The 15,097-nt window shown below is 60.9% G+C and carries 13 protein-coding genes; 2 read left to right on the forward strand and 11 right to left on the reverse strand.

Annotated features, from left to right (window positions below; translation table 11 throughout):
- From RSO01_RS50025 to RSO01_RS34290, 10 genes are all read right to left on the reverse strand, one after another.
- Window positions 1–210: cytochrome ubiquinol oxidase subunit I (locus RSO01_RS50025; RefSeq protein ID WP_218037546.1), on the reverse strand; the 210-nt coding region annotated here is incomplete at its 3' end.
- Complete coding sequence (locus RSO01_RS48545; protein ID WP_218037547.1) at window positions 153–368, reverse strand: cytochrome ubiquinol oxidase subunit I; 216 nt, start codon at window positions 366–368, stop codon at window positions 153–155. The genes RSO01_RS50025 and RSO01_RS48545, both read right to left, overlap by 58 nt.
- A gap of 12 nt (window positions 369–380) precedes the next feature.
- Window positions 381–1,325, reverse strand: a complete 945-nt coding sequence (gene fdhE / locus RSO01_RS34255; RefSeq protein ID WP_147155081.1) for a formate dehydrogenase accessory protein FdhE — start codon at window positions 1,323–1,325, stop codon at window positions 381–383.
- Complete coding sequence (locus RSO01_RS34260; protein ID WP_147155082.1) at window positions 1,322–1,996, reverse strand: formate dehydrogenase subunit gamma; 675 nt, start codon at window positions 1,994–1,996, stop codon at window positions 1,322–1,324. The genes fdhE and RSO01_RS34260 overlap by 4 nt, the downstream gene beginning before the upstream one ends.
- On the reverse strand, window positions 1,993–2,904 hold the full coding sequence (gene fdxH, locus RSO01_RS34265; protein ID WP_147155083.1) for a formate dehydrogenase subunit beta: 912 nt from the start codon (window positions 2,902–2,904) through the stop codon (window positions 1,993–1,995). The genes RSO01_RS34260 and fdxH overlap by 4 nt, the downstream gene beginning before the upstream one ends.
- Window positions 2,897–5,986, reverse strand: coding sequence for a formate dehydrogenase-N subunit alpha (gene fdnG, locus RSO01_RS34270; RefSeq protein ID WP_147155084.1), 3,090 nt, complete (start codon window positions 5,984–5,986; stop codon window positions 2,897–2,899). The genes fdxH and fdnG overlap by 8 nt, the downstream gene beginning before the upstream one ends.
- Before the next feature lie 1,000 nt (window positions 5,987–6,986).
- Window positions 6,987–7,382 (reverse strand): DUF302 domain-containing protein, encoded by a 396-nt coding sequence (locus RSO01_RS34275; protein ID WP_170303567.1) that lies wholly within the window; start codon window positions 7,380–7,382, stop codon window positions 6,987–6,989.
- A gap of 46 nt (window positions 7,383–7,428) precedes the next feature.
- The gene (locus RSO01_RS34280; protein ID WP_147155087.1) at window positions 7,429–8,391 is read right to left on the reverse strand and encodes an MBL fold metallo-hydrolase; all 963 of its coding nucleotides are present in this window, start codon (window positions 8,389–8,391) and stop codon (window positions 7,429–7,431) included.
- 49 nt (window positions 8,392–8,440) lie between these two features.
- Entirely contained in the window at window positions 8,441–8,773 is a 333-nt protein-coding gene (locus tag RSO01_RS34285) for a c-type cytochrome (protein WP_147155090.1), read from the reverse strand.
- 10 nt (window positions 8,774–8,783) lie between these two features.
- Window positions 8,784–10,019 (reverse strand): molybdopterin-dependent oxidoreductase, encoded by a 1,236-nt coding sequence (locus tag RSO01_RS34290; protein WP_147155092.1) that lies wholly within the window; start codon window positions 10,017–10,019, stop codon window positions 8,784–8,786.
- Between the two features lie 460 nt (window positions 10,020–10,479).
- Here RSO01_RS34290 and RSO01_RS34295 point away from each other — a divergent pair, with 460 nt between their 5' ends.
- Both RSO01_RS34295 and RSO01_RS34300 read left to right on the forward strand, forming a co-directional pair.
- Window positions 10,480–11,466 carry a helix-turn-helix domain-containing protein gene (locus RSO01_RS34295; RefSeq protein ID WP_147155093.1) on the forward strand — a complete coding sequence of 329 codons (987 nt, stop codon included), beginning with the start codon at window positions 10,480–10,482 and terminating at the stop codon, window positions 11,464–11,466.
- Window positions 11,463–11,999 (forward strand): Dps family protein, encoded by a 537-nt coding sequence (locus RSO01_RS34300; RefSeq protein ID WP_147155095.1) that lies wholly within the window; start codon window positions 11,463–11,465, stop codon window positions 11,997–11,999. The genes RSO01_RS34295 and RSO01_RS34300 overlap by 4 nt, the downstream gene beginning before the upstream one ends.
- 18 nt (window positions 12,000–12,017) lie before the next feature.
- Here the strand turns inward: RSO01_RS34300 and RSO01_RS34305 are convergent, their stop codons facing one another.
- Complete coding sequence (locus RSO01_RS34305) at window positions 12,018–14,894, reverse strand: ATP-binding protein (protein ID WP_170303568.1); 2,877 nt, start codon at window positions 14,892–14,894, stop codon at window positions 12,018–12,020.
- Window positions 14,895–15,097 lie beyond the last annotated feature (203 nt).

Here is a 15,097-nt window from a genome sequence, read left to right on the forward strand (position 1 = left end):
GGGCACGAGCTTGCGGCCGAACAGGAGCACGCCGAGGAAAGCCGCCTCGAGGAAGAAGGCAGTGATGCCCTCATAGGCGAACAGGGGGCCAAGGACATTCGACGTCGCATCGGCAAAGCGGCTCCAGTTCGTGCCGAACTGGAAAGGCATGATCACGCCTGACACCACGCCGACCCCAAAAGCGACCGAGAAAATCCGGATCCAGAACATCGAAATGCGGAGATAGATGCCGCTTCCAGTCGCGGATGAAATCCTTCGAGGATCACGATGTAGGAAGCCATGCCCACCGTGAAAGCGGGCATCAGGATGTGCCAGCCAATCAGCCAGGCGAACTGCAGGCGCGAGAGAATTACTGGATCGAGTTCCATGCCGCTCGATGCTCAACCTGGCCGGCTCAACTGTCCGGACCATAGAAACGGATTCGGCGCATGGCGCGACCAACCTTCCTGGCAGGCGAGGACATCCAGGCCCAAGGTCGCAAGATCGTCAGCAACGGGGTCCACGCCGGCATCCTCGGCCTGATAAAGCATCTTCGCGTAGGTGCCGCAGTCGTCGCACGTCTCGATCCTGGCCGCGCCGCCGAGGCCCTCGATTGCCCTCAGCGCCAGCCAGCGCGAGTGGCTGCAGGTGATGCAAACGGCCCTCACATGGTTCCACGCCGTGCCACAGAGGGAGCAATGCAGATAGCGCGCACCGCGGACCTTTCCGGTCTCGGCGATGACGCCGCACACCGGCGTGCAGCCGCAGCAGGGGCATAGGCCGCGTTGCGGGAGCAGGCTCAAGGAGGCAGCGGGCAAGGACGCGGCCAGGTGAGTGAAGTAGACCTGCAAGGCGGCGGCGACGAAGACGGCGGCCCCCAGATCGCCGGGCTCCATGGATCCGTGCAGGAAGTCGTCGGCCAGTGCTTCCTGACCGTCGATCGAACTGTCGCGCAGAGCCGCGATCGTCATCCGGACCGACGTCGGCGCCGCCCCGATGTCGAGGCCGTCGAGCAGCAGGGCGAGGCCCTCCCGCCATATCGGATCCCGCCGATAACTGTTCGCTGCGATGGGAGGCGTCAGCTCCACCCCGTCTTCCACTTCGATTCGAACCAAGCTGCCGGAGAGCCTCATCATGCTCGCGACCGCGTGCTGCGCCCTCGCGACTCGCGCCATGAAATCGAGCCAACGTGCCATCGGATGGCCCGTCGACAAGGCGTCAAGCCGAGCCGCCGTGCGGGCGAACCTCGTGGCCGGGTCGGGCAGCATCAGCGCTTCTGGCGCCGTCACGCCGCCATACTGGTTGCCGATCCATTTTCCGTTCAGCAGTTCATGCGCTTGTCTCATTGGCGTTGCCTCCGGCCGCTGGCGTGCGGCCCCGGTCCCTCCGAGCCGGTCTCCGCCAAGCGGCGCAACCACGCGCGGTGATGCCGCCAGGCCCAGCCCGGAGTCACATAGCCCTGCGTCATGCCCCTAACCGAGCCCCTGACCCAGAGCGCGGCATAGACATGGATGATCCAGACGATGATTGCCGCCACCGCCGCCATGGAATGGATCAGGGTGGCGACCCGCTGCTGCTCGATCGTCGTGTAGGCGGAAAAGTAAACCTCCCAGATCACGATCCCGGTGAAGAACAGGGCCGGGATGAGGAGCGCCATCGCCCAGAACACGAACTTCTGGCCGGCGTTGAAGCGACCGACCTCGGGAATGCACTCCTCGTCGTTGGCGAGCACGCTGCCGATGGCGCGCATCCACGCGACATCCTTGCGGTTCCAGCCGTTGTCGCGCCAGAACTGCACGATCATCCCGGCGTAGCTGATCAGCAGCACGGTTCCGATCCAGGGATGGATCGCCCGTGTCGCTTGGCCGCCGCCGAACAATGCTGAGAGCCAGAACAGCATCGGGTCGAACACCGCGAGCCCCGACAGCACCAGCAGCACGAAGCATCCGCCGGTGATCCAGTGGTTGATGCGGGCGGCCGTGGTATTGCGGCGCAGCGTTCCCTTCGGATGTGTCATCGTCGATTTCCCGCGTCGCGCATCAGGCGCTGTGCTTCGGCTTCATCCTCCGGCTGCACCTCGTTGCGCCCAACAACGACCCAGTGGAAAAAGCTCGCGAGCGCCGTCGCGGCGATGCCGGCCAGCGCCAGCGGCTTGAGAAACCCCTTCCATGCCTCGATGAGCGGGCTGATCCGCGGCGCGTCGGGCAGTCCCGCATAGAGCGACGGCCGGTCGGCGTGGTGCAGCACGTACATCACATGCGTACCGCCGACGCCCGGTGGATCGTAGAGCCCGGCATTGCGGAAGCCGCGCGACTTGAGATCCGTGATGCGCTCGCCCGCCCATTGCGTCATGGCCGCCTTCGTCCCGAACATGATGGCGCCGGTGGGACACGCCTTGACGCAGGCCGGCTCCAGCCCGACCGCCACCCGGTCGGAGCACAAGGTGCACTTGTACGCCTTGTGATCGACTTGGCTGACGCGCGGGATATCGAACGGGCAGCCCTTGATGCAATAGCCGCAGCCGATGCAATTCTCGCTGATGAAATCGACGATGCCGTTGGCGTACTGCACGATCGCGCCCGGCGCCGGACACGCCTTCAGGCAGCCCGGGTCCTCGCAATGCATGCAGCCGTCCTTGCGGATCAGCCATTCGAGATGGCCCTGCTCGTTCTCCCATTCGGTGAACCGCATTAAGGTCCAGGTGTTTGGATCGAGATCCGAGGGATTGTCGTAGGAGCCCGAGAAAAGCCCGACCTCGCCGCGCAGGTCGTTCCACTCCATGCAGGCGGCCTGGCAGGCCTTGCAGCCGATACAGCGGCTGACGTCGATCAGCTTCGCCACCTCCGCCTCGTGCCGGCGTACCGACGGCGGCGTCAGGGTCGACGCCGAGCGGCGGATATAGTCCTGAGACTGCAGGTCAGACATTGGCCGCTTTCTCCGCCACGGGCGGGCTGATCTTCTCGACATTGACCAGGAACGCCTTGAACTCCGGCGTCTCCGAATTGGCGTCGCCGACCGACGGCGTCAGGGTGTTCGCGCCGTAGCCCTTGCGCGTTTGGCCGGTGAAGCCCCAGTGGATCGGCACGCCGATCACATGCGTTGGACCGCCGTTCACCGTCATGGGACGGATGCGCTTGGTCACGTAGGCCTTGCACACGACTTCACCGCGCTTGGACGTCAGGCGCACCCAGCCGCCCTGCTCGATACCTTTCTCCTTGGCCAGGACTTCGCCGATCTCGATGAATTCCTCCGGCTGCAGGATCGCGTTGATGCGCGCGTGCTTGGTCCAGAAGTGGAAATGCTCGGTCAGGCGATAGGTGGTCGCGACGTACGGGAAGTCCGATGCCGTGCCGAAGGCCGCCCGATCGTCGGCAAACACGCGCGCCGCCGGATTCGACTGGACCTTGGGATGCAGGACGTTCGGCACCGGCGATTCGAAGGGCTCGTAGTGCTCGGGGAATGGTCCTTCGGCCATCAGGTCGAGGGCAAACAGGCGCCCCAGCCCCTCGGTGTTGTTGATGAAGGGACCGACACCGTCGGAGGGCTTGGTGGTCAGCCCATAGTCAGGCACGTCGATGCCGACCCAACGGCTGCCGTTCCACTGGATGAGCGGCTTGGCAGGGTTCCACGGCTTGCCGGCAGGATCGGCACTGGCGCGGTTGTACATGATGCGGCGGTTGGCCGGCCACGCCCACGCCCAGTTGGGCGCGAGCCCCTGCTCGCGCGGGTCGGACGCGTCGCGGCGCGCCATCTGGTTGCCCTTCTCAGTATAGCAACCGGTGTATATCCAGCAGCCGGACGAGGTCGTGCCGTCGTCGCGCAGCTGGCCGAAGCTGTCGAGGAGTTGGCCGGCATGCAGGACAACAGCGCCGCTCTCGTCCTTGAGATCGACGAACGTGTAGCCGTTCATATCCTTGGCCAACTCCTCCGGATCGGGAGCGGTCGGGTCGGTGTAGTTCCAGGTGAGGTTGAGGATCGGATCGGGGAAGGCGCCGCCTTCCTTGCGATACATCTCGCGCAGGCGATGGAAGATCCCGGTCATGATCCAGATGTCGGATCGCGCCTCGCCGGGACCGTCGGCCGCCTTCCAGTGCCATTGCATCCAACGCGCCGAGTTGACCAGCGAACCCTTCTCCTCGGCGAAGCAGGTGGTCGGGAGCTGGAAGACCTCGGTCTGGATCTGCGCCGGATCGGACGGGTTCTGCGGGCCGAAGTCCTGCCAGAACCGCGACGTCTCGGTGTCCAGCGGATCCATCACGACAAGGAACTTCAGCTTGCCGAGCGCGCGGCGGCTCTTGCCCCTGTCGGGGAACGACTGCAGCGGGTTGAAGCCCTGGCAGATGTAGCCGTTGATCTTGCCCTTTGCCATCATCTCGAAGGCGCGCAGGATGTCGTAGCCGTCATTGTCGAGCTTGGGCAGCCAGTCGTAGGCCCAGTCGTTGTCGGCCTGCGCGGCGTCGCCGTAGACCGCCTTCTGGAAGCTGACGAAGAACTTCCGGTAGTTCTGCAGGTAGCTGGTCTGCCCGGGACGAAGCGGCTTGTACTGGCGGCTCCGCATGTACCGCTCGAAGGTCGTCTCCGCATCGCTCGGCAAGGTCAGGTAGCCCGGCATCAGGTTAGACATGAGCCCGACATCGGTCAGGCCCTGGATGTTGGAATGGCCGCGCAGGGCGTTCATGCCGCCACCCGAGATGCCGATATTGCCGAGCAGGAGCTGCACCATCGCCATGGTGCGGATGTTCTGGGAGCCGACCGAATGCTGCGTCCATCCCAGCGCGAACAGGTTGGTCATCGCCTTGTCGGGCGCCGCGGTGCCCGCGATCAGCTCGCAAATCTTCAGGTACTTGTCCTGCGGCGTGCCGCAGATGCGCGACACCATTTCCGGTGTGTAGCGGTCGACGTGCTTGCGCAGCAGGTTGATCACGCAACGCGGATGCTGCCAGGTGTCGTCGACCTTGGCGTAGCCGTGCTCGTCGACCTCGTAGTGCCAGCTCGTCTTGTCGTAGCTGCGGTGCTCCTCGTCGTAGCCGGTGAACAGGCCCTCCTCGAAGCCGAAGTCTTCGCGCACGATCAGGCCGGCATTGGTATAGGTCCGCACGTATTCACGCTGGATCGCGTCCTTCTCCAGCAAGAAGCGGATCAGGCCGCTCAGGAAGGCAATATCGGTCCCCGGGCGGATCGGAGCATAGACGTCGGCGACCGAGGCGGTGCGGGTGAACCGCGGGTCGACCACGATCACCTTGGCCTGGTTCTCGATCTTGGCCTCGATCACCCACTTGAAGCCACAGGGATGGGCCTCGGCGGCGTTATCTCCCATGCACAGCACGACATCGGCGTTCTTGATGTCCTGCCACGTGTTGGTCATTGCGCCTCTACCGAATGTCGGGCCCAAACTGGACACCGTCGGTCCGTGTCAAACTCTGGCCTGGTTGTCGAAGACCAGCATCCCCATGGATCGCACCACCTTCCATGTCAGGTAGGATGTCTCGGTCGAGGAAGCGGATGCCGCCAACATGCCGGTGGTAAGCCAGCGGTTGACCGTGGCGCCGGCGGCGGTTCGGGCGACGAAGTTGGCGTCGCGATCCTGCTTCATCAGCCGGGCGATGCGCTCGAGCGCGAAGTCCCACGAAACCACCTTGAACTCGCTGCTGCCGGGCGCCCGATATTTCGGCTGCTTGAGCCGGGTCGGCGCGTGGACGACGTCGAGCAATGCCGAGCCCTTGGGGCAGAGCGTGCCGCGGTTCACCGGATGGTCGGGATCGCCCTCGATGTGGATGATGTTCGACCGGGCGTTCTTGGCACGATCGCCGGCGCTGTACACCAGGATGCCACAGGCCACCGCGCAATAGGTGCAGGTATTGCGGGTTTCTTTCGTGGCCGTGAGCTTGAAGGGGCGGACCGCCGCCGCCAGGGCGTCGCCGGACGATCCGAAGCCGATGGCGCCGAGCGTCGACGCCGCAAGGCCGGCGCCGGTGAGCTGGATGAAGCCGCGACGTCTCAGGTCCATCCCCAGGCTCCCTTGTCGTCCGGAATATGAAACCCACCTTGGCGTAGCAGCGCCTCCAGCGGTTTGATGCCCTCGGCGTATCGGCCCTGTTGGCAATTGTACAAAGCCAGCTCGGCCGTGGACTTCTGTGACAACCCGAAGAACACCGGATCCTCGTCGTATCTCCACCAGAGGTCATAGAGATGAGAGCACAGGGCCATGAGCTCGGGCGACGCGGGCGGCTTGGACGCACAGGCAATCGCAGTCGAAGCTATAATGACGCAAGCCGCGAGCCGGCACGCTGCGCAAACCCGTGTGACCATCGACTTCCTCTTTGTGTGCGATCGATACGCTGCCTTCAGTAACGATGGCCTAGCTGGCGTCGCGCAGAAGGGATCACACTAAGATAGAGCGTCGCCGGGACGAGTCGATTGTACCTTGGCATATGGATGTACAACCAAGTCACTATCGATCCTTAGTGATCGAAGATGTTGACGGACTTTGCTTCCCAAGTCGCGGTACTTCACTCACGAGTCGACCGGTCTGATAAGCGACGGCACGATGGTCTAATAGACCGCGTCCTCTGTTTGCCACCACGTGTGCTGGGCCCACCGGCTACGATGAATCAGTCGCTAAACGAGACAGGTGGCGAATCATCTGGGTCGCCCTGTCAGGCAATAGAGGAAGACAGCCCTTGGAATCCCCGAGTTGCGACGATCTCGTGTCACGACGTGTTGTCGAGCAACATGCGGACGAGTTCGGCTTTGGGCTGTCCTACACGCCGATGGCGCTGCTCGCCTTCTCGACCCTGCCAGCGCGCCACCTGACCCAGGGCAATGCCAACTTCGCGCTGATCCGCATGCTAGGCAGCAGCATGTTCGTGTCGGTGGTGCTGGTGGTGTTCGCCCATTCCATGGCCGAGGCCAACCTCACGAGCTCTATTGAGAGCGGCCAATCGTCTGTGGCTTCGGAAGGCTTGTTTCCAATAGGGCAGAGATCAAGCCGTCTAGACGCTCTGCGCCTATTCGATCTTTCCCCCGGCAGCCTCGGCCGAGACCGCCGCCAGCATCGCCGACATTCCGCGCACCGAAGGGAAGTCGTCCGCCGCCACGCCCTGTCCCTTCAGCGTGTTGCGGGGTTCGCGATAGGCGATGCGGACCTCGCCTTCGGCTGTCTCGTAGACTAAGGCGCGCAACGGTAGGTCGAGGCCCAGCGTCTGGTGCGCCTGCATCAGAGGCGTGCCAGCCTTGCCTGCGCCGAACGTCACCACGGTCGTGCGGTCAAGAGTAAGGCCTACGGCCAGCGCATTGGCCGCGTGGTCGACAAGGCTGAACACCTCGACCTGCCTGTGCTTCACGCCGGCGACCAGCGCATTCAGTGTGTCTTCGAACGGGCGCGACGAAGTTACGACGACCAAGCCTTCAGACATGTGTCACCCGTCCCTGGCGCTGCCGCCTTACTGTCTATAGTCCGTCGTACACAAGCTTCGTGAAGAATTTCGAATCAATTACAAACCTTCCCCATCTATCATCGAAGGCCGCGGTCGGCTTCACCGCTATGATGTCTTCGAGGGATTTCCCCTGTGACTTCAGTGCCCCGACCTTATCGCGCACCGTTACCAGCATATCGCGAAATTCAATCAATTGAGCGCGGTTGCCGACCGGCCCATGACCAGGAACCAGGATTGTTTTATCTGTAGTGCGTTTGATGGCCTTGTTGGCCCAGTCTATGGCCGAATTGACGCTGCCGCCGTCTTCGTTGTCGATGAACGGAAAACTTCCGTTCCAGAACGTGTCGCCGAGCGCCACCACATCGGCCTTTTGAAAATACACCCACACATCTCCGTCCGTATGACCCGGGCCGAAATGCTCCACCTTTATGGACTCGCCCGCGAAGGTGAACTCCATCTCATCGTCCACGATGATCGTAGGGCGCGCGCCGGCTGGAACGGGTGCGAACGTCCAGTTCCAATCGTCGACGTGAGTGGTCTCGGAAAGATGATTCAGCGTATGTCTCTGCGCAACTATCGTGGCGCCAGCGGCACGCATCCATTCGTTTCCCTCAGTATGGTCCCAATGCCAATGGGTGTTCACGACGTATTTCAAAGGCGACGGGCCGATCTTGCCGAGAGCCCCCTGCAACTTATCCTGCGAGGGCTTGATGCCGGCATCGACGAGGAACTTGCCCTCGCTTCCCGACAGAACCACGATATTCGCCCCAGATCCCATCAGGACATTGATGTTGCCACGCAGAGGTATGGTGACGATGTCGCCCTTGGCTCGTTCGAGGTACCACGCACCGGCCCCGGTGTGGAAATAGTCTCCTTTGGTGGGCTCGCCGGCTGTTGCGGGTGGAATGGAAATCGCCCCGGCAGATGCAAGCATGACAGAGGCGGCAGCAGCGCGGATCCAGGTGAAGCAATGCATTGGCAGCCTCCGTCGTGATGCGGTGCTCGACTGAAATGGTCGTTTCGGCCTATTTCACGCCCTTGACGCTGGCCAGATAATCGACGATTGCGTTGACATCCTTCGGGTCGATTGGCGCCTTGTAGGCGGTGAGCATTTTGTGGGCCACGGCGTCCCACTGCGCCCGCGGGAATGGTGGCTGACTGAGCACCATGTCGGCAGAGTGACAGGCGAGACAATTGTTGTTGATCGCGTCCACGCCCGGCCCGTCCGGAAACAGGTCGTCGCCGGGCGGCAGATCCACGTTGACTGATTCCAGCGAAAGCCGGCTCTGCGTTTGCGCGCCAAACGGTGCAAGAGCAACACTCATGGCGCAAGCAATCGTCAGCGGGACGCGCACCATTATCTTCTCCTCAGGCGACCACAACGGCGGTACGTTCGATGACGTTGCGCATGAACCCGCTGGGATTCCAAATCGGTGTGTCCCCCTGCACCTCGCCACTGCTGCTGGTGCAGCGGACCATCAGCACCTGCTTCCCCCTGGCCGGCAGGGTGAAGCGGATTTGCCATTGGCGGAAACTGTACTTGCCGTGATCGGTGCCGAGCTCGGCTTCGCGCCAGTCCGTGCCGCCATCGCTCGAGAAATCTACGCGCGATACGCCTGCATCGCCGCCAAATGCGATGCCGCGCGCGACAGCGGAAGTGCCGATCTCAAACGCATCGCCCTCCTTGATGTTCGTGATGAACGAGCGCGGAAGCATCCGGCTGATTGGTACCAAATTGAAGCCGGTTTCCCCGGGCCGGACATTTCCGCCAGGCGTGTCCGGAATGGTGTAGGCGGTCTTTGTCCAAAATTGCGTGTCCAGCTGGTCCAGCACTTCGATGTCGCTGAGCATCTTGACCCAATAGGTCGAGTACCAGCCGGGCACGATGAGGCGCAGAGGGAAACCGTTGAGCAGCGGCAGCTGTTGGCCGTTCATCGCATAGGCAATCATGACCTCGCCGTCCCGCGCATGATCGATCGCGAGCGACTTCATGTAGTCTGGCGCATCGGGGACCACCGGCTCGTCCATGCCACTGAATCGCACCTGGATGGCGCCGGCCTTCACGCCTGCGCGATCAAGCACATCCTTGAGAAGCACGCCGGTCCAGCGCGCGTTTCCCATGGCGCCATTCGACCATTGCGCGCCGGGGACAGGGGGTTGGAAGTAGCCGCGCGAGTTGCCTGAGCACTGGTTGACTGCGACCAGCTCTGCCTGTGGCAGGGCCAAGATGTCGTTGAGCGACAGGGTCAAAGTCTGATTGACATGTCCGCGCACCGTCAACCGAAAGGAAGCGACATCGACCTCTGTTGGAATAATTGCCCAGTGCCACCGTACGAAGAACTGGTCGTTCGGCGTGAACACCGAATGATCGAACACGTCAAAAGGCGTTTCGAGGAGCGGCGGTCGGGTGCGCTGCAGGATGAGTGCTCCCTTCTGCGGAAAGGCGCCAGTCACCAACCGCTTGGCCTGCCCGCCCACAAATGGAAGGTCGACAGTCGTGTCGGCCATCGCCGGCGCAGCGACCAAAGCCAAGCTTGCAGCCCCCACCCTTCCAAGAATCTGTCGGCGTGAGACGGGTGGGCGTGGGAGAAGCACCTTTTCCATGGTCTGCGACCTCGTTCAAATACGGATCACGATGTGGCCATTGCCGCAACCGCCGACGACTAAAGTCAGTGGCGCACGCAGAAGGACCATATGAGATTAGGGGATTGCCGCAGCTCGTCGATTGTACTTAGGCTTAAGCGCATTTAACCATCGCTCGAAGCTTCTCTTAGAGCTTAAGATACCTGCCCGAGTGCTTGACGAGGCCATAGACCAGGCTGAGCCTGGGCCATCGACAACCCCTGGCTCGGCCGCACCAAAGCGCCCCCCATGCCGAGCGCCTGCTCCATAAGCACGGTCCGCAGCTTCAACTCTTAAATCAGTCGATTCAGATAATTTAAGAAGGAGCACAAGGACTGCATTTTGGCGGCGTGCCACAAAGCGTTCTGCAACCTGTTTGCCGCCGTGGAGACGCATTGTGGCCTCGTTCGCACGACCACCAGATCCAAAGGCTCGGCCCTTCGTGACTGTCGAGAGCGAGTGGCGGCGCCCGCCGCCACCGGAGACAAGCATCAGGTTTGCTGACCAGCTGATCGTCTCACGCTGGATCGACGAAAGAAGTCAATCGCGAGAGCAAACCACGGATCATGCTGCTGGCTACTACACAATTGGCCTTGCCTTGCGATCGACCAACCTCGATTTTCTTGTTGGCGGCCGGACGATTCATTCGGGCGCGGTTCAATGTGGGATGATTCAATTCGGTGCACCTGGAGTCCGCGTCAATGCAGTCGTCCGTGCACCTTGCGACTTTCTCCACCTCTGGATCACTAACTCGTTTCTTGAGGCCAGATGCCAGGAGTTGGACGTCGCGCCTTGCCGGCTTACCAATTATCCCGGCGAGTTCGTGTTCAGGCGCGATGCGGCGATTACCAGGCTGACACACGCAATTCTTGATGCCAGGACGCCCACAGGCGAACTCTACACGGAGTACGTCACCGGCATTGCCTCTGCCATCATCACCCGCCTAATCACGAAGCAAGAGGAGTGGAGCGGGAGAGGTCCATTCTGTCGGGCCTGTAAGCTCCCCCAATGGCGCCTCAAGCGGGCCGTCGACTATGTAGACGCTCATTTGGGAGAGCCGATGCACCTGCGCGATATGGCAAATGCCGCGGGGCTGAGCCGAATGCACTTTGCTTCTCAATTCCGAGCAGCGACGGGCGTCCGTCCCCGCGAATACCTACTTCGACGTCGCGTTGACCGCGCTAAGGATTTGCTGGCTGGAACTGATCTGACGCTCGTTGACATTGCGATGAGCATCGGCTTCGCAAATCAATCCCACTTTTCGACCGTCTTTGGGCGCATGGAGGGCCAAACGCCGGGACGCTGGCGAAGGACGAATCGAAGGGTCACCGTCGTGCAAAGTCAAAAGAAAGCACTTCCTGAAAAGACAGCAATATGGTCGGGCTCGAATAATGGGGAGAAAGGCAGGAAGGAAAGTCTGCTCACATGAATCTCGTATCCGAAGCATATCGACGGCCGACGACCGTCGATCCCTCTCGTCCTACGGATCTTTCATCTGACGCGGCGCAAGCCCTAGCCGCAGCACTAACTCTGATATTGGCGGACTTTCTCACACTCTATTTCAAAACCAAAAATTTCCGGTGGCATATGTCTGGGCGACACTTCCATGATTACCATCTAATGCTGGATGAGCAGAGTACCCAGATCCTCGCCGCTGCCGACCCCATTGCGGAACGCGTTCGGAAAATGGGAGGCACGACCATTCGCTCGGTCGGCCATATCAGCAGGTTACAAAGGATTCTCGACAACGACGCCAGCTTTGTGACACCGAAGGACATGTTGGCCGAACTGCGCGATGACAATCGGGAGCTTGGTCGACATTTGCGGCTTCTCCATTCGCTCTGCAGGGAGCACGGGGACATTGCAACGGCGAGCTTGGGCGAGAGATGGACTGACGAGGCCGAGACTCGAAGTTGGTTCTTATACGAAGCCACGCGGTCTACATCGCAATCCGGTGACTAACAGGCATGGCTTGGCAAGCTAAGACAGGTCGATCTCTGGCAGGCTATCGAGTAGGGAACGTGCCTCTTTCATATCTGCGGTATCAAAACCCTCAGTAAACCGCCTATAGACGGGCGCCAGCAACTGCCTGGCCTCGCCTCGCCTGTTCTGGCGTATCCGCAGATGGGCCAGGCTGAGGGCGATGCGCAGTTCCCAGATCAGTGCGCCTTGCTCCCGGGCCAAGTCTGCCGCTTCGACATAGCAACGCTCCGCAACGGCGATCGCGTCGACGGAGGCCCGCTGCAGAAGTATCTCGCCTTTCATGCGAAGCAGTTCGGGCACGTACCAGACTTGACTGTTATAGCCGTGTCCGGCTCTGTCCACCGCGTCGTCTACTGCTGAGAGCGCGGCATCAAAGTTGCCAAGACCGGAAAGCGCCTCAGCAAGAGCTCCTCTGTATTCCGGATAGGAAACCTCCCATCCGGTTCTTTGGCAAATGTCAAAGGCCTTTCCGAATGTAGTGACCGCAGTGGCAAAGTCTCCATGCAAAACGAGCCTTCTTCCTTCCAGGAACATCCCGACGGTCTTCCAAAAGGGTACGTTCGACACAGTGGCAGCTTCGACAAACCGGGCAATTTCGCGATCCGTAACCGCCAGATCCCCGGTCATCAGGGCGACGCGAACCATGCCGTAATAGTGAACCCGACAAAACGCTACCGGAGACTTGTTTGAGGCGACCTCCTCTATGCTCAGCTCTGCCGCTGCACGTGCCCTGTCGATGAAACCCTGCAGGCAAAGTGCTCGCGCTAACATCGCTCGGGCTGCTGCTTGATCATTAGAGTGATACGCGCGTGCAAATTTGTGATCTCCGCTGGCTGCGACTGATGCAACGACAGCTTCAAGGTGTTGCTGCCCCTCCAAAAGCCTCCCGTCCGTGAGCATGGACAGTCCTGCAAGCCATTCGGCTTTGATGGTTGCTCCCAAGTCACCGCTTTGTGCAGCTATCTGGCGGAGCCGGTCCGTTATCGCGCGCGCTTGCACATACTGACCGCGAAAGCGGTAAGCAGTGTGAAGATCGTTTAAAGCTGCCACCTGGGTCCGCAAATCGTTGAGATCCTCCGCAATACGTGCAGCCTCAGAAAGGCTCGCTTCCGCCTGATTTGGGGGACCCATCGTGTGCAGAAGGGCGCGCCCGAGCGCCAACCGTAGCTTCAAGCGTGTGAGCGTGGTCGGATCCTCATCGGGCGACAATTTCGCAAGAGCGGTCTCGCACCGGTCGCGACACTCAGCATAGAAGAAGTATTGTAGCCACACGGGCGTATAGGCGGCCGTCAGATCGACCCCGATTGCGGCTTCGCCCGTTCTCGAGAACGACCAATCAATGGCAGCTCGTACATTGTCGATTTCTTCCAGGTATGGGAGTAGATCGGCAGCTGTGGAGTCTACATCGGTAACACCCGTTGAGATCATGCGGCGATAGAAGCTCGCGTGACGAGCTCCTGCCAGGTCCGCCTCCCCTTCGAAGGTGAGCTTTTCAAGCGCGTACATGCGGATTGTTTCGAGCAGCCGCCACCGCCCACGGGCTTCGGACTCGTCTAGCGCCACTAGCGATTTCGTGACCAGACTATCAAGCGCATTCAAGATATCGTCGGCACCCAATGAGGCGGTCACTTGGATGACGGCTTGGAGGGTGAAACTGCCGGCGAACGTGGCCGAATGGCGCAAAAGTATGCGCTCGTCTTCTGACAGCAGTTCATAGCTCCAGTCCAGCGCAGCACGCAGCGTCCGATGCCTCGGTAGTGCCATCCGGCGTCGGTTGATTAGCATTTCAAAACGATTGCGCAGCCCTGCCTCGACCTGCTTCACACCGAGCGTTGCGGCTCGGGCAGCTGCAAACTCGATGGCCAACGGTATTCCATCAAGATGGCAGCAAATCGAAGCAATTTCTGCAAGCTGAGCGGGCCCCGGAGCGAAGCGGTGGTCCAGCGCTTTTGTTCTGCTCACAAATAATTCCACAGCGCTGAATTCTAACAACTTCTCCGGCGTCGGAGAATTCGGCTGAGGTACGTCAAGCGGAAGCACACGATATACATGTTCGCCGGCTGTCTTCATTGCTTCGCGACTCGTCGCTAACACTAGCGCGTAGGGACAACGGCGCGTCATGGCATCAGAAAGCTCGGCAGTGGCATCAAGGACATGCTCGCAATTGTCCAGAACCAGCAGCAGCCTTCGATTGCCAATCGCTTGCGCCAACCGTTCCGCCGTTACGTGCTCGCCTTCGAAATTCAGGCCGAGGGTGCTCGCGACTGTCGGCAAGACCAAATTGGAGTCTGCCAATGGGGCTAGCTCGACAAGGCACGCACAATCATCGAACTCGGCACGCAACTCCCGAGCCAGCTCGATTGCGAGAGTTGTCTTGCCGATCCCCGGCGCTCCTACGAGGGTAACTGCCCGATAGGCGGTGACGAAATCTCTCAATTGCCGTAGGGCCGAGGTCCGACCGACCATGATGGAGCTAGCAGCAGGCAAATTGCTGTCGAAAAGCTTTTCGGAAGTTGACGGGCTCTCAATGACCCCTGTGTTGTCGTTTGCTCTATTGTCTGGCTTTGTCGTCCACCGACCCAACAGCCTGTACCCCTTGCCGGCAGCCGTCTTTAAAAGGGTCCGATCCGGGCCTAGTGCCTTACGAATTGCATGGATGTGAACATGAAGGGTGTTTTCTTCGACAAGAGTACCGCGCCAGACATGAGCCACCAGTTCGTCTTTCGTCACAATGTGCCCGGCGGACTCGGCCAACTTCTCGATTATCTCGAAGGCGCGCGAACCGATAGGGACCGGCCGACCGTGGGCCCGCAACTCACGCCGGTCGCCGTCGACTTCCCACGCTCCAGCCTCGTAGACGTACTGTGCTAACAATTGCGGCCTCAGCCTTCCTACCCCGCTGCTGGCAGCTCGAACTTTCAGTCAATCCGCGATGGGCACAACCAAAAACCGCCGGTATCGCTTGGATTTAGGGGTGCCTTGTTGGACGGATCTCGCACGGATTTATTCCGCACTGCGGGGTCACCGATATGGCGAGTCTCAATAGCTCGGGCACTTGGAATGTGATCAGGCCGCTG

It is taken from the genome of Reyranella soli (assembly GCF_007992495.1).
GTDB classification, from domain to species: domain Bacteria; phylum Pseudomonadota; class Alphaproteobacteria; order Reyranellales; family Reyranellaceae; genus Reyranella; species Reyranella soli.

Bases quoted from the DNA above. Each gene is read 5' to 3' on its own strand.
- RSO01_RS48545 (WP_218037547.1), bottom strand. From the start codon at position 368: ATGGAACTCGATCCAGTAATTCTCTCGCGCCTGCAGTTCGCCTGGCTG.
- fdhE (WP_147155081.1), bottom strand. From the start codon at position 1,325: ATGAGACAAGCGCATGAACTGCTGAACGGAAAATGGATCGGCAACCAG.
- RSO01_RS34260 (WP_147155082.1), bottom strand. From the start codon at position 1,996: ATGACACATCCGAAGGGAACGCTGCGCCGCAATACCACGGCCGCCCGC.
- fdxH (WP_147155083.1), bottom strand. From the start codon at position 2,904: ATGTCTGACCTGCAGTCTCAGGACTATATCCGCCGCTCGGCGTCGACC.
- RSO01_RS34280 (WP_147155087.1), bottom strand. From the start codon at position 8,391: ATGCATTGCTTCACCTGGATCCGCGCTGCTGCCGCCTCTGTCATGCTT.
- RSO01_RS34285 (WP_147155090.1), bottom strand. From the start codon at position 8,773: ATGGTGCGCGTCCCGCTGACGATTGCTTGCGCCATGAGTGTTGCTCTT.
- RSO01_RS34290 (WP_147155092.1), bottom strand. From the start codon at position 10,019: ATGGAAAAGGTGCTTCTCCCACGCCCACCCGTCTCACGCCGACAGATT.
- RSO01_RS34300 (WP_147155095.1), top strand. From the start codon at position 11,463: ATGAATCTCGTATCCGAAGCATATCGACGGCCGACGACCGTCGATCCC.